This is a genomic window from Phytohabitans maris (genome assembly GCF_031085175.1).
Classification (GTDB): domain Bacteria; phylum Actinomycetota; class Actinomycetes; order Mycobacteriales; family Micromonosporaceae; genus Phytohabitans; species Phytohabitans maris.
The window spans coordinates 27,031-41,152 of record NZ_JAVHUY010000054.1; the positions used below are offsets into that span (position 1 = coordinate 27,031).

11 protein-coding genes are annotated in these 14,122 nt (G+C 73.3%); 3 read left to right on the forward strand and 8 right to left on the reverse strand.

Translation table 11 applies throughout. The features are described from left to right. Positions 1 to 12 precede the first annotated feature (12 nt). Positions 13 to 1,056, forward strand: coding sequence for a hypothetical protein (locus tag RB614_RS37995; protein ID WP_308717552.1), 1,044 nt, complete (start codon positions 13 to 15; stop codon positions 1,054 to 1,056). A 1,297-nt stretch (positions 1,057 to 2,353) separates the two neighbouring features. Here RB614_RS37995 and RB614_RS38000 read toward each other — a convergent pair. From RB614_RS38000 to pdhA, 4 genes are all read right to left on the reverse strand, one after another. Further along, entirely contained in the window at positions 2,354 to 2,491 is a 138-nt protein-coding gene (locus RB614_RS38000; RefSeq protein ID WP_308717553.1) for a hypothetical protein, read from the reverse strand. 97 nt (positions 2,492 to 2,588) lie between these two features. Then, positions 2,589 to 3,881, reverse strand: coding sequence for a dihydrolipoamide acetyltransferase family protein (locus tag RB614_RS38005; protein ID WP_308717588.1), 1,293 nt, complete (start codon positions 3,879 to 3,881; stop codon positions 2,589 to 2,591). A 5-nt stretch (positions 3,882 to 3,886) separates the two neighbouring features. Beyond that, positions 3,887 to 4,864 carry an alpha-ketoacid dehydrogenase subunit beta gene (locus RB614_RS38010; protein WP_308717589.1) on the reverse strand — a complete coding sequence of 326 codons (978 nt, stop codon included), beginning with the start codon at positions 4,862 to 4,864 and terminating at the stop codon, positions 3,887 to 3,889. Further along, positions 4,861 to 6,018, reverse strand: coding sequence for a pyruvate dehydrogenase (acetyl-transferring) E1 component subunit alpha (gene pdhA / locus RB614_RS38015; RefSeq protein ID WP_308717554.1), 1,158 nt, complete (start codon positions 6,016 to 6,018; stop codon positions 4,861 to 4,863). Before pdhA ends, RB614_RS38010 begins: the two co-directional genes overlap by 4 nt. 440 nt (positions 6,019 to 6,458) lie before the next feature. On the opposite strand from pdhA, the gene RB614_RS38020 reads away from it, so the two are divergent. Next, positions 6,459 to 7,166: a hypothetical protein gene (locus tag RB614_RS38020; protein WP_308717555.1), complete on the forward strand. Its 708-nt coding sequence runs from the start codon at positions 6,459 to 6,461 to the stop codon at positions 7,164 to 7,166. Between the two features lie 67 nt (positions 7,167 to 7,233). After that, positions 7,234 to 7,680: a VOC family protein gene (locus tag RB614_RS38025; RefSeq protein ID WP_308717556.1), complete on the forward strand. Its 447-nt coding sequence runs from the start codon at positions 7,234 to 7,236 to the stop codon at positions 7,678 to 7,680. On the opposite strand, the gene RB614_RS38030 is transcribed toward RB614_RS38025, so the two are convergent. The 4 genes from RB614_RS38030 to RB614_RS38045 are packed head-to-tail and all read right to left on the reverse strand — an operon-like array spanning position 7,673 to position 13,797. Next, complete coding sequence (locus RB614_RS38030) at positions 7,673 to 8,887, reverse strand: hypothetical protein (RefSeq protein ID WP_308717557.1); 1,215 nt, start codon at positions 8,885 to 8,887, stop codon at positions 7,673 to 7,675. The two genes, RB614_RS38025 and RB614_RS38030, sit on opposite strands and share 8 nt — an antisense overlap. Positions 8,888 to 8,897: 10 nt before the next feature. Next, positions 8,898 to 9,308, reverse strand: a complete 411-nt coding sequence (locus tag RB614_RS38035) for a hypothetical protein (RefSeq protein ID WP_308717558.1) — start codon at positions 9,306 to 9,308, stop codon at positions 8,898 to 8,900. Beyond that, on the reverse strand, positions 9,305 to 10,960 hold the full coding sequence (locus RB614_RS38040) for a GTPase (RefSeq protein WP_308717559.1): 1,656 nt from the start codon (positions 10,958 to 10,960) through the stop codon (positions 9,305 to 9,307). Before RB614_RS38040 ends, RB614_RS38035 begins: the two co-directional genes overlap by 4 nt. After that, on the reverse strand, positions 10,957 to 13,797 hold the full coding sequence (locus tag RB614_RS38045; protein ID WP_308717560.1) for a hypothetical protein: 2,841 nt from the start codon (positions 13,795 to 13,797) through the stop codon (positions 10,957 to 10,959). Before RB614_RS38045 ends, RB614_RS38040 begins: the two co-directional genes overlap by 4 nt. Positions 13,798 to 14,122 lie beyond the last annotated feature (325 nt).

Consider the following 14,122-nt stretch of genomic DNA (forward strand, 5'->3'; position numbering starts at 1 on the left):
GTCCGGAGCCTCGTGCTGGCCTTCATGCGGGCCGGGGGCGGACGTAAAGGCGCCCGAGCCATCCCGGCCGCCCTCCCCGAAGCCCTCCCGGCCGGCGGACCCGAAGCCGTCGCGCCCAGCGGCGCCGAAACCCTCGCGACCGCCCTGCTCGTAGCCGTCACCGCCCGAGGAGCCGAAGCCCTCACGGTCGCCTTGGCCGAAGCTGTCACCGCCCGAGGGACCGAAGCCCTCGCGAGCGGGACCCCCAGCCGGGCCGAAGCCCTCGCGGTCGCCCTGGCCGTAGCCGTCACCGCCCGAGGGGCCGAAGCTCGCCTGGCCGTAGCCTTCCCGCTCACCCTGACGCGCTGCGTAGGCGCCGCCAAAGCCCCGGTCGTCCGCACCGCCGTGCTCGCCCGAGCCGGCGGGCTCTTCGACGCGGCCTGCATCGAAGCCGCGCTCGTCTACGCCGCTGGCGCTGAAGCCCCGGTCGTGGCCGGAACCGTGGTCGTTACGGCCGCCACCACCGAAGCCACCGCTGTCGCCGAAGCCGCGATCGTCGCCGGGCTCGCGGTCGGAGCCGAAAGCACCGCGATCGCCGTCGGAACCGAAGCCGGACGGCCTGGACCGTCCGCCCGCGAATCCACCCTCGTCCGCGAAGCCATCCCGGCCACCGTCGAAGCCGCCACCCTGCTCGCGGCCGAAGCCGCTCTGGCCGGAGGGGCTGAAGCCCTCCTGGCCGGAGGGACCGAAGCCGCTCTGGCCAGGGTGACCGAAGTCAGGCTGGCCGGAAGGGCCGAAACCGCCCCGGTCAGAGGGTCCGAAGTCGGGGGCGGAACCGAAGCCGCCCCTGTCAGCTGGGGGACCGAAGTCAGGCTCGTCGGGGCGGAACCCACCCCGGTCGGTGCCGAAGCCGTCCTGGCCTGGGTCGAAGCCGCCCTGGTCGGGGCGCGGAGCGCCGCCGCTCTGGGCGGAGCCGAAAGCCGCCTCGCGCGACATCGGCTCGAGTGGCTCGAACCGGCCGGGCTCACGCTTGGGCAGGTCGCTGCGGCCGCCGCTGGTCGGCGCCTCGGGGGGTGAGCCGGGTGCCGGCAGGTCGGGCGGCGGAAAGCCCAGGCCGGGCTGGTAGCCCGGCGGGAGTCCGCGCCCCTCGCCCTGGTCCGCCCCGGATGCTTGCGGGAAGCCGGGCTCGGGCGGGAAGCCGGAGGCCGCCCCGGATGCTTGCGGGAAGCCGGGCTCGGGCGGGAAGCCGGAGGCCGCCCCGGATGCTTGCGGGAAGCCGGGCTCGGGCGGGAAGCCGGAGGCCGCCCCGGGCGCCTGCGGAAAGCCGGGCTCCGGCGGGAAGCCAGAGGCCGCCCCCGACCCTTGCGGGAAGCCGGACTCCGGTGGGAAGCCCGAAGCCGGCGCGGAGCTAGAGGGCCGGCCCGAATCCGGCGGGAGCCCGGAGGGGGGCCCCGAGGCCGGTGGGAAGTCGGAGGCCGGCGGGAAGCTAGGTGGCGGGGCCGAAGCTGGTGGGAAGCCGGGAGTGGGCCCGGAGGGGGGCGGAAAGCCGGACACCGGTGGGACGCTGGGCGGGGCCGGCGGGGGGTAGGCGCTGGGCGGCGAGGTCGGCGAGGGTGGCCACGAGCCCGTCGGTGCCCATGCCTCAGGTGGCAGGCCGACCGGCTCCGCGCCGGGACGCGGCACCGAAGCGGACCCCTGCGGCGCCGAGGCCGAGCCGTGTGGCACCGAGGCGAAGCCCGGCGGGACTGAGGCGGCGCCCTGCGGTCGAGCGGACCCGAAGGCGCCGCTTGACGGGACGGAGGCCGAGCCGCTGGAAGCGGGCGGCGGCACGGAGGCCGAGCCGGACGGGCCAGCGGGCGCGGGTGGTGGGGGATATGCGGCCGGCGGGGGCGGGTAGGCCCCGGGGTGGGGGGACCAGCCGGCGGGGAAAGCCGGTGCGGGCGGAGCGGGCTCAGCACCACCCGGCGGCGGTGCGCCCCACGACGGGGTGCCCCACTCACTGTCGTGCGCCGCCTGGGGCGCGGGTCCGCTGGCGCCCCGCGCAGCGTCGTCCGGCTCGTGGCCGGGGTGCTGCGGGCCCTCGGACGTCATGTTGCGCCTCCTCCATCGCATCTCGGCCGTGCCGCCTCCGCGCGGGAGGTCCGGCGAAGCCGGCCGTGCACGTCGCCGACCCTTTACACACACCCGCTGCTACCTGTGGTTGATCGATGACGGCGGGTGCGTGGTGCGCCGGCGGCGACCCCGCCAACCGTACCGGGCGCTCGCAGCCGTGAGGAATCCCGGTCTCAGGACGTGTGAATGCCCAAAACGGCCAGCACACATGCCAACGACCCGCCCGGTGAAACCGGACGGGCCGTAGATCTTAGCGGTGAATCTACCCGTAGTAGCGCTGCGCGATGATGCGGATCTCGTCGCGTACGGCAGGCGAGCTGGCCTGGCGAAGCGCGCGCTCGATGGCGCGGGCGCGGCGCGTGGCCTCCCGGTGGCTGCGGTAGCGGTCGATCATCTTCATGGCACTGTCCCTCCCCCTGCTGCTCCCTTCATTGAAGCGCGGGAGAGGGGCGGGCGACCAACGATTATTAGGTGAGGTCGGCCACCTGCCTAACAAACTAAGTCCAAGCCAGGAGGCTTGCCTCCGGATCGGTGAGGAAGGCACCCACGTCACGCAGGAACTTCGAGCCCAGCTCGCCGTCGATGATCCGGTGGTCGAACGACAAACCGAGCGTCGTGACCTGCCGCACACGGATCTTGCCCTTGTGCACCCAGGGCGCCTCCTTGACCGTGCCGAGCGCGAGGATCGCGGACTCGCCCGGCGGCAGGATGGGCGTACCGGTGTCGACGCCGTAGATGCCGACGTTGGTGATGGTGAAGGTGCCACCCGTCATGTCGGCCGGTGCGGTACGCCCCGACTTGGCGGTCTGCACCAGCTCGGTCATCGCGTCGGCAAGCTCGCGCAGCGAGAGCCGCTCGGCGTCCTTGATGTTGGGAACGATCAGGCCACGGTCGGTGGCGGCGGCGATGCCGAGGTTGACGTACTGCTTGACGACGATCTCGTCGCCCGCCCAGGTCGAGTTGATCAGCGGGTGGCGACCGATGGCCACCAGTACCGCCTTGGCGACTATGAGCAGCGGGGAGATGCGTACCTCCCGCCACTCGGGCAGCGCCCGGAGCCGGTCGAGCGCCTTGACCGACCGGGTCATGTCGACCGTCAGGAACTCGGTGACGTGCGGCGCCGTGAACGCCGAGGAGACCATGTTTTCCGCCGTGAGCTTGCGCACGCCCTTGACCGGGATGCGCTGCTCCCGCCCGACGAAGGCGGGCGAAGGCGGTGCCGACACCGCGGCTTGGACGTCGTCGCGCGTGATCGAGCCCTCCGGGCCCGTGCCGGTCAGCGACCCGAGGTCCACCCCGAGGTCACGGGCGAGCTTGCGCACCGGGGGCTTGGCCAGCACGTTGGGCTTGGCCAGCACCTCGGGAGCGGGGGCAGGAGGAGCGACCGGCGGCGGAGGGGGAGGCGGAGCAACCGGGGAAGGAGGCGGGGCCACGGCCGTCGTACTCCCATTGGTCTTTCGGGGGCGACGCGACGCTGCGGCCGTCCGCGGACCGTAACCCACCAGGACCGGGGTGCGCTCCGCCTCGGCCGGCTCGCCGGCGTCGGGGTCGGTGTCGATCGAGATGATCGGCGTGCCCACCTCGACGGTCGCACCCTCTTCGAAGTGGATGGCGTGGACCTTGCCGGCCCACTTGGCCGGGATCTCGACGGCGGCCTTCGCCGTCTCGACCTCGACGATCGGCTGGTTGAGCTCGATGGTGTCGCCCACGGCGACCAGCCACTTGATGATCTCGCCCTCGACCAGGCCTTCCGCGAGGTCGGGCAGCGGGAACTCCTTGATCCGCGACATCCCGCTCACCAGCCGAACGTGCGGTCGACGGCGTCGAGCACCCGGTCGAGGTCGGGCAGGTAGTCCTCTTCCAGCCGCGCGGCGGGGTACGGCGTGTCGAAGCCGGTCACCCGCAGCACCGGAGCTTCCAGGGAGTAGAAGCACCGCTCGGTGATCCGGGCGGCGATCTCGGCGCCGAGCCCCACGTTGCTGGGCGCCTCGTGCACGACCACGCACCGGCCGGTGCGGCGCACCGACTCGTACACCGGCTCGAGGTCGAGCGGCGAGAGCGTGCGCAGGTCGAAGACCTCCAGGTCACGGCCGTCCTGCTCGGCGGCGGTCGCGGCGTCGAGGGCGGTGCGGACCATCGGGCCGTACGCCAGGACCGTCGCATCGGTGCCGGGCCGCAGGCGGCGCGAGGCGTGCAGCGGGTACGTGGCGTCGAGGTCGACCTCGCCCTTTTCGTGATAGCGCCGCTTGGGCTCCAGGAACACGATCGGGTCGTCGGAGGCGATGGCCTGCTGGATCATCGTGTACGCGTCCTGCGGCGAGCTGCACGCCACCACCTTGAGGCCGGCGGTGTGCGCGAAGTACGCCTCGGGCGACTCGGAGTGGTGCTCGACCGCGCCGATGCCCCCGCCGAACGGGATCCGGATCACCATCGGCACCTTGACCTTGCCCTGGGACCGGAAGTGCATCTTGGCGACCTGGGAGACGATCTGGTCGTACGCCGGGTAGACGAAGCCGTCGAACTGGATCTCGCACACTGGGCGGTAGCCGCGGATCGCGAGGCCGATGGCGGTGCCGATGATGCCCGACTCGGCCAGCGGGGTGTCGATCACCCGGTCTTCGCCGAAGTCCTTTTGCAGGCCGTCGGTGATCCGGAAGACGCCACCCAGCTTGCCCACGTCTTCGCCCATCACGAGCACCTTGGGGTCGTGCTCCAGGGCACGGCGGAGACCGGCGTTGAGCGCCTTGCCAATGGTGAGCTTTTCGGCCATCAGTGCGCACTCCCCTCGAACGAGTCCAGGTACTCGGCGAACCGCTCCCGCTGCGCGTCGACCACGGGTGAGCCGTTGGGGTACACGTGGTCGAAGAGGGTCAGCGGGTGCGGGTCGGGCATGGCGAGCACCCGCTCACGCAGGTGCAATGCCTCCTGCTTGGCCTGCTCGTCCACCTCGGCGAAGAAGTCCGCGCCGGCGATCTGCTGCTTTTCCACGAACGCTCGTACCCGGGCGATCGGGTCCTTCGCCTGCCACTCCTCGACCTCGCTCGCCACCCGGTAGCGGGTCGGGTCGTCGGTGGTGGTGTGCGCGCCCATCCGGTACGTGTACGCCTCGATCAGCGTCGGGCCCTGGCCGTGCCGGGCGTTGTCGAGCGCCGCCCGGGTCACCGCGTACGTGGCGAGCACGTCGTTGCCGTCGACGCGCAGGCCGGGGAAGCCGAAGCCGTCCGCCCGCCGGTACAGGGGGATGCGGGTCTGCTTTTCGATCGGCTCGGAGATCGCGTACTGGTTGTTCTGGCAGAAGAAGACGATCGGGGCGTGGAAGACGCTGGACCAGATGAACGCCTCGTTGACGTCGCCCTGCGAGGTGGCCCCGTCGCCGAAGTAGCAGAGCACCGCCTCGCCGTCGTCGCCGCCGACCTTGCCGTCCTTGGTGATGCCCATCGCGTACCCGGTGGCGTGGAGCGTCTGCGCGCCGATCACGATCGTGTACATGTTGACCTTGAACTCGGCCGGGTCCCATGCGCCGAGGTCGACGCCGCGGAAGAGGCTGAGCGGCATGATCGGGTCGATGCCGCGGCAGTAGAGCACGCCGTGCTCGCGGTAGGTCGGGAACGCCATGTCCTGTGGCCGCAGCGCCCGGCCGGAGCCCACCTGCGCCGCCTCCTGCCCCAGCAGGCTGGCCCAGATGCCCAGCTCGCCCTGGCGCTGGAGGGCCGTGGCCTCGGTGTCCAGGCGGCGGATCACCACCAGGTCGCGGTAGAGCCCCCGGTACTCCTCGTCGGTGAAGTCGACCGTGTACTCGACGCCGTCGGCACCGACCGACTTGTCGATCCGCTCCCCATCCGGGGTGAGTAACTGGACGAAATCCGGCACTGGTTCGCCGGCAACCTCCGTGCCGCGGGCAGGAGCCCCGCGGTCGCCCTTCGCCATCCGTCTCTCCCTGTCGTCGGTGCGGCTGCCGGGGGTGTCCCGGACCGCGCGGCTCGGTCGCCACGCCTAGCCCGGGTGTGGGTTGCCGCGCGGCGGTGCGGCGGCCCGTCTCGTGATCACCGCGGCTGGGGCGGAGATTACGGTGGCGGTGCCGTCGGGTCCATATTCGCAGAGGTGAGGAGGCTCTCTATAGAGCCACCTCAGAACCGGCGGCAGTCTTCTCCCAGCCTGCCTGGTGACGGCTCGTCTATGAACTTGTGGATCAAAAACCGCAATACCGGATCAAGGTCAACTGCGGGAGGAGATTGGCCGGATTACGCCGGAAAGTTGGCACATTGACACGCTCTACAGTAGTGGCGCTGTGTGTCACCTTGGTCCACCCTGTGTGAGGACCTTGACGCAAAGGAGCTTCGGTCGTGCCGCACTCCGGGGATAGCCCGGTGCCACTGCTCGTTCGCCACCGGCGGACGGGTGGCACGCACATCGCGGATCGGCGGGTCGCCGGGGTGCACCGAGCGGCCGGCCTGGCTGGTCCCACCCGGCGATACACGATGATCGTGGCCATGCTGGCGACCATGTCCTCGCTGCCGATCATCGCGGGCATCAGCGCCGGCTCGGCGAACGTCGGCGACTCGGTCGACGCGAGCGGCACCACGCCGTTCATCGCACCGCCCTCGGAGGGGCCGGTCGTCATACCGCAGCCCCCGCCCTCCGCCCTGCCGGCCGAGGCGCCGCTCGCGTTGGGTGTGGCCGAGCAGCTGCGCGCGACGGCGCCCAAGCGCGAGACCCGCGAGCCCCGCAAGGTGCGAAAGGTCCGCCGCCCGGCACGCACCACCGAGTCGACGACGCTGCCGCAGCGGCCGCCCAGCGCGCCGGTGAAGCCCGAGCCGACCAGGCCGTCCCCGCCGCCGGCGACGACACCACGGCCGACGACACCGCCGCCGACCACGCCCCCGGTCTCACCGTCTCCCTCGCCGACCCCGTCGCCGTGCCCACCGACCCTGTCCCGGCCGCCGCTGCCCTCCCCGCCGTACCTGCCGCTGCCGCCGTCGGCGACCCCGTCGGTGATCCCGCCGACCGGGCTGCCCACCTGCTGGCCCGACCTCGAAGAGTGCCTGTCACACCTGGGCGCTAGCTTCCGGCCATGAGCGAGCGAATCATCGGGCACCGGCGGCTGGGAGCCGCACGGCCGCCCGCGGCAGAGCGAGGGCGGCCATGAGCGTTCACTACCAGGTGACCTTCTCGACCGCCGATCCGCACGGCCTGGCGGCGTTCTACGCCGAGGCGATCGGCTACCTGGTGGAAGACCACTCCGGCCTGATCAAGTCGCTGCTGGAGCAGGGCGCGACCACCGACGACCAGGTGGAGACCGTCGACGGGCGGCTGCGGTGGCGCAAGTACGCGGCGATCCGCGACCCCGACGGGCCCTACGACGAGCGCTCCGGCACGGGCCGGGGTGGCCGGATGCTCTTCCAGGACGAGCCCACGCCCAAGACCGCCAAAAACCGCCTCCACCTCGACCTGCACGTCGGCGAGCGCCGCGACGAGGTGATCGAGCGACTGACCGCGCTCGGCGCGCGGCGGCTCTGGGAGGCCTCCACCGGCCCGATGAGCTGGGTGACGCTGGCCGACCCGGACGGCAACGAGCTCTGCGTCAGCTGAGGTCGTCGCGGTTGGCCTCGATCCAGGCGTCCAGGGCCGCCGGGTCGCTCGGGTCGATGCCGTCCGCGATCAGCTGGGCCACCGCCGCGGTCGCGGGGCTGCGCCGCTCGCCGGTCGTGTAGAGCCGGACGAACTCCGGGATCATCTCCTCCACCGCCGCGTCGGTGCGCTCCGCGGCCGGCGACGGGAGGCCCCGCTGGCGGTTGGCGTACGCCGCCCAGGCCCGCACCACCCGGGGCAGCATCGCCGCGTCGTCCATGTCGAGCACCGCCCGCCGGTGCACCCAGTCGAGCAGGAAGAGGCCGGCCACCGCCGGGCTCCAGCGCATCGGGTCGGGATCCGGAAACGAGTCGGTGTGGTCGAAGATCAGGCTGAGGCAGAAGTGCAGCGACGGCAGCTCGGCCTCGGAGACGTGGGTCAGGCCGAAGCGGGCCGCCTCCGAGGAGTCGAGAAACCGCCGTACCAGCCGGGTGCGCTCGTCGGACGAGGGCGGCTCGGGCTCGGCCGGCACCACCGTGAGCGCGGGCGCGGGCAGCAGCGCCAGCCGCGCGCCGGCCAGCGCCCGGTCGGTGGCGAGCGAGCCCTCCTCCGGCAGGTTGGTCAGGCCGTCGGTGATCCGCAGGTGGCGGGCCACCTCGCCGCGCAGCCGGCGCGGGTCCTCCTCGCGAAACCAGGTCAGCTCGTCGCCCGCGCACATCTCGCGCACCTGTTCCAGGATCCGCTCGGCCGGCCCGCCCACGAAGACGTCTTTGGTGATGCCGATGTTGTGGTCGACCAGGGCCACCACGGCGTGCTCGGGCCCGCCCGAGTCGCGGTCGTCGTAGGCGAAGGTGGCCAGGTAGGAGGTCTGGTCGCCCCAAACGTCCCCGTACGCGTAGGTGCCCGTCAGGCGTACCCGGCCGAGCTGGTCGGCCCACGACGGCGCCTGCGCCCCGCGCTTGACGGTGGCGGCGCCCGGCGCCTCGGGCACCAGCGTCGCGAAGATCTCCCGGATGGTGGTCGCGGCGGCGGCGCGGCGGCGCGACGTGGCCGCCAGGAACGCGCTCACGAAGTCGCGCACCGCGTCCGCGCGGTCGTCTTCGGCGACGGCGTAGACGCTCCCTAGCAGGGCCGTCCCGAGCATCTCGGCGTCGAGCGCGCAGTCCAGCTTGGTCACGTCCCGCGCGGCACGGAGCACCGCCTCGTATGGGGTCTGTGGCGTGGCCATGTGCCAGACCCTACGCCCGCTTTCGCCGATCCAGTACCAAAAGCGTGGCCGGGACAACCACGCCCATCATCAGCGCCGCGAGCGACGCCACCAGGTCCGCGCCCGCCAGCGAGCCGTGGTCGCGCAGGTGAAAGGCCAGGTGAAGGGAGGAGAAGACGAGCACCCCGCAGAGGACCACCGCGGTCACCTTGCGGTCCGCGAGCCAGGCCGCCAACAGCAGGAGTACGCCCAACGTGGTGAACGTGGCACCGAGATCCGTCACGAGATGGGCGTTGTAGGGCGGATAGGCGGCCGTCCAGGCGTGCCCGAGCCCGGGGAACGTGTCGAAGAACCACCGCGGCGCCAGCGTCGCCGGCACGCCCCACGAGAGGTGGAGCACGCCGAGCAGCACGAGCCCACCGCGGACGAGGAGGGTCGTCATGACCGGGCGGACTGGAGCGCCTCCCGCGCCTCGGCGTACGAGTGCAGGACCGTCCGCACCGGCGCGACGACGTGCTCGCGGGCCACGCCGGTGACCGCCGCCCGGAGCCGGTTTTCCGCGCGCCGGCGGGCCCGGCGGGACGCCTGGCGGATGAGCGGGCGCACGAGCAGGCCGAGCAGCAGCCCGGCCAGGAGGCCGCCGATCAGCATCGCGGTGGGCAGCGGGACCACGCCGACCTCGGGGTAGTCCAGCGGCGGGAGGCCGAGCACGCGCAGGGCGTACCCGAGGACCAGCCAGAGCAGCCCGCCCAGCGCGGTGAGCGTGACCAGCCACTGCAGCCAGCCGACCGCGCGCCACCAGGTCGGGCTGTGGTCCATGTGCAGGTTGGTGCTGGCCACCGCCTTGTCCAGCGCGTCGGGTACGTCGCGCAGGCGCGAGCGGGCCGCCGTGTTGACCGCGGCCGCCCAGGGTGCGGGCAGGGGCTTCGCGGCGCGGTCGGCGACCGAGCGGACGGCGAGGCCGACCGCCGCCCGCTGGGCGGAGTCCGGGTCCGGGACGGAGGTGGCGCCGACCGGGGTACCCGGCTCGACCGGTCCTTCCGGCAAGTGCAGCCGGCGCAGCGGGTCGGTGCGCAGCCGCCGCCAGCCGCGCACGATCGGCCAGCCGGTGGCCTTCGCGGCCCGGTGCTGGTAGGCGCGCTCGGTCGCCTCGGCCACCGTCGGTACGCCCGCGGCCACCGACAGCGCGTCGGTCAGCTCGCGTACGGTCTCGCGGTCGACCTCGTCTTCGGCCACGGCCGGTCCGACCAGGTCGGAGAGCTGGTCGACCACGGTGTCGACGTCGCCGGCGAGGCGGCGTAGCGAGGCCTGGCGCTCGGCGACGGTGCGTTCGAGCAGGCCGCGCAGCTCGGCCATCGCCGGCTGGTGCAGCGCCGTGGTGGCCAGCAGCGGCACGCCCTCGAGGTCGTCGGCGTCGAGCAGCTTGCGCAGGTCGTCGAGGACCCGGTCGACCTCGTCGCGGGGCAGGCGGTCGGCCTGGTTGAGCACCACGACCGTGACGTCCTTGTGGTTGCGAAAGGCCTGGAGGTAGCGCGTGTGCACCACGCGGTCCGCGTACTTCTGCGGGTCGACCACCCACACGACCAGGTCGACCAGGCCGAGCAGGCGGTCCACCTCCAGCCGGTGCGAGCGCTCGACCGAGTCGAAGTCGGGCAGGTCGAGCAGCACCAGCCCGCGCAGCGCGGCCTCGTCGTCGGCGTCGAGCGCGCTCTCCCGGATGAACCGGTGCCGGGGCAGCACGCCCACCCAGTCGAGCAGCCGGTTGGCGCCCTGCAGGTTGCCCCAGACGCAGGCGTGCGCCATGCCGGTCGTCGGGCGGCGTACGCCCACCGGCGACAGGTCGAGGCGGGCGAGCCCGTTGAAGAGGCTGGACTTGCCGCTGCCGGTCGCGCCGGCCAGCGCCACGACCGTGTGGTCGCGGGAGAGCGCCAGGCGGGTGCCGGCCCGCTCGACCGCGGTGTGTGCCGCGATCAGCCGCTGCTCCGGCAGGTGGCCGCCGACCGCGCGGACGAACCGGTCGATCGCCTCGACCCGCCCGGCGAGCTGGTCGGCGTCGATCCGCTCCTCGCCGCGCAACCTACTCAACAGACTCACGCTTCCACCCCCGGCAGGGTCAGGCCGGCGCCGCTGGTCAGCTCGGCTTTCGCCCGCGTGTACTCCACCAGGGCGGCGGCGTCGCGCAGGTCCTTGCCCGGGTCGGCGCTGATCCCGGCGGCGATGAGGCGGTCGGCGTACCGCCCGGCCTCGGCGTCGAGCAGGGCGTTGGTACGCGAGATCAGGTCTTCGCGGGCCTTCGTCGCCAGGGCGCGGATGGCCTGGTCACCGAAGATCGCTTCGAGCACCTTCTGCGCCGCGACCGTGGTGCCGCCGGCCACCGCCACCTCCGCACCCGTGGGGATGAACGCCGTCGAGGCGAACACCCCGACCATGACGAGAAGCCCGGTGGCGTTCACCGCGTACGCGGCGCCGCGGGCGGTCGTCCGCTTGTGCCCCGCCTCCTTGCGGATCAGCTCCAGCACGCCGCGCTGCCAGTCGCGGACCAGCCGCTCGGCCCGCTGCGGCAGGTCCTGGCTGGGGCGGCCGAGCGGCGGCTCCAGCAGGGCGGCACCGGCCGGGTGCGCCTGCCACGCCGTGTACGCCGACTCGGCCGCGTCCGCCGCCGCACCCCGGATCAGCGTCACCAGGTTGGTCTCGATCGCCGACTTCAGCTCGCGTCCCGGCTGGGGGCGGCCGGTCAGCGCGGCGACGACCCGGTCGCGCAGCCGCCCGACCCGCGCCTCCAGCGTGCGCAGGAACTCCCCGGTGCCGATGAACTCCTGCCAGCGCGCGAGCACCTCACCGCGGAGCAGCCGCCCGTCCTGTACGCCCTGCGAGATCGTGCGGCGGCCGGTCCGGTACGCGGCCCGCACCCGGTCGTCGAGCGTGTCCGCCGTGGTCACCTGCTCGTCGGCGGCCACCGCGAGCTCCTCCACCGCCGGCACGAGCGCGGCGAGCGCCCCGTCGAGCGTCTGCCGTACCACCGCGGCGCGGGTGGCCGCATCGGTCGCGATCCGCTCGAACCACTCGCGCAGCGGCGCCGTGACCCGCTCCGGCAGCAGCCCCTGACGGTCCACATCGGTCTCCGGCAGTACGAAGAGCGGGGCGGCGTGCAGGCCGTGGATGGAGAGCATCTCCAGCAGGTGGGCGGTGACCTCCTCGGCCGCCTCGGGCGGTACGCGGTCGAGCACCAGCGCCGTCACCGTGCCCCGGAAGCGCGCGGTCTGCAGCAGCTCCCACGGCACCGCGTCCGCGTACCGGGCCGCGGTCGTGAGGAAGAGCCAGAGGTCGGCGGCGGCGAGCAGTTGCGCGGCGAGGGCCCGGTTGGCGTCCACGACGGAGTCGATGTCGGGCGCGTCGATGAAGGCCAGCCCGGGCGGGAGCGCGGGCGCGGCGACAATCTGGAGCGAGTTGGGGTCGGCGGTCGCCTCGACGGTGCGGGTCAGCCCGGGCAGCAGGTCGCCGCGGCGGAACCACTGGCTGTCGGCCGGGTTGCAGACGAGCACGGGTGTGCGCGTGGTGGGGCGCAGCACACCGGCCGGGCTCACCGGCGCCCGCACGAAGCTGTTGACCAATGTGGACTTGCCGGCTCCGGTGGAGCCGCCGACCACGACCAGCAGCGGCGCGTCGAGCCGCGCGAGGCGGGGGAGCAGATAGTCGTCCAGCTGCGCGAGAAGGGCCGCGCTGAGCCGGCGGGCATCCTCCGCGGAGGCAAGAGCCAGCGGGTACGCCGAGCCGGCGATCGCCGCCCGGAGCCGGCGCAGCGCCTCGGCCACCTCGGCACCGGTGTCGTCGGCCTGGTCCGCTCGCGGGCTTGGCGACGCGTGCGCTGCCGGCGCCGGCCTGGCTGGCTGGATCTTGTGAGCGGGCTCGCTCGCCGGCTGGGTCTTGGCCGCGAACGCCGCGAACGCGGTGAGCGTCGGCGCCGGATCCTTGGCCACCAGCGGACCGCCCTCGGCCGCGCCGGCCCCAGCCCCAGCAGCGGACGCCGCAGGGGTTGCTTCGCCGCCCTGCGTCTCAGCGGCGCCGGCCTTCTCCGTGGCGGCAGCGGTCTCGGCTGCGCCGAGCGTCTGGCCGGCCTTCTCCGCGGCGCCGGCCTTCTCAGCGGTGGCGGCTGTCTCGGCGGTGCCGGCCGTCTCGACCGCAGGATCCGTCTCAGCGTCAGGGCCCGTCTCGGCGGCGGTCGTCTCGCTGGGCGTCTTAGCGGCGCCGGCTTTCTTCGTGGTGGCAGCGGTCTCGGCTGCGCCGAGCGTCTGGGCGGCCTTCTCGATAGCGCCGGTCTTCTCGGTGGCGCCGGCTTTCTCGGGGGCGGCGGTCGTCTCGGCAGTGGTCGTTTCGCCGGGCTGCTGAGCGGAGATCGCTCCGGGGGGAGCCTGGGCGGGAGTCGCTCCGGCGGGCGCCTGGGTGGCCGTCGCTTTCTCACCTGCCTCGTCAGGCTCAGCGGTCGCCTTGCCCTCGTCGGCGCGCGGTCCGGCCGTCGTCGCCTCGTCGCCCTCCGCGGCGGTCTCCGGGGCCTCCCCAGGCGCGCCAGAAGGCTCGCCCGTGGTCGCGATGGCAGGCCCGGCGGCAGCCACGGCCGGCTCGGCTGTGCCCTCGGCCGCCTTGGATTTCGCGGTCGGCACGGCCGGTGCCGGCTCGGCGGCCGCCTTGGGCTCTGCGGGCGGCGCGGTGCTCGGCTTGGGCTCGGCGGTCGGCCCGGCGGCCGCCTTGGGCTCAGCGGTCGACGCGGCGGGCGGCTTGGACTCAGTGGGTGGCGCGGGATCGGCCGGCTTGGCGGGCGGGTCGTCGGCACTTGCGGTGGGGGGCTCCCCTGCCGCCGTGCTGGTCGCCTCGTCCGGGTTGGCGTCGGGAGGGGAGTCTGTCGAAGCCTTGGCAGCGGGCTCAGCGTCGTTCACGATGGGGTTTGTGCCGTTTTCCTGGTTTTTGGGGCCTTGAAGGGTGACCTTACCCTCCGCTTTCTCCTCGTCCCGGTCCGGCGTGGCCGTAGGCTCCGGTGGCGTCTCGCGCTCAGCGTCGTCTGTGGCGCCGGCGCCCTGGTCAGGCCCCGGCTCCGGGCTGTCCGGCGGTGCCTTTGGGGTCACGGTAGGCGTGCCAGATCTGCCCGCCGGCATGTCACCGTGCGACGTCACGGGTAAAGACTGCCCGATCCAGGCATCGCAGACAACAGGAACCCTGCGGCTTCCGCGCGCCTTTGCCGGTTTTGGCCGGACCGGGGATCGC

What these genes read in the sequence shown, in the direction of transcription:
- RB614_RS38025 (WP_308717556.1), top strand. Translation starts at nt 7,234, where the DNA reads ATGAGCGTTCACTACCAGGTGACCTTCTCGACCGCCGATCCGCACGGC.
- pdhA (WP_308717554.1), bottom strand. Translation starts at nt 6,018, where the DNA reads ATGGCGAAGGGCGACCGCGGGGCTCCTGCCCGCGGCACGGAGGTTGCC.
- RB614_RS38030 (WP_308717557.1), bottom strand. Translation starts at nt 8,887, where the DNA reads ATGGCCACGCCACAGACCCCATACGAGGCGGTGCTCCGTGCCGCGCGG.
- RB614_RS38005 (WP_308717588.1), bottom strand. Translation starts at nt 3,881, where the DNA reads ATGTCGCGGATCAAGGAGTTCCCGCTGCCCGACCTCGCGGAAGGCCTG.
- RB614_RS38000 (WP_308717553.1), bottom strand. Translation starts at nt 2,491, where the DNA reads ATGAAGATGATCGACCGCTACCGCAGCCACCGGGAGGCCACGCGCCGC.
- RB614_RS38035 (WP_308717558.1), bottom strand. Translation starts at nt 9,308, where the DNA reads ATGACGACCCTCCTCGTCCGCGGTGGGCTCGTGCTGCTCGGCGTGCTC.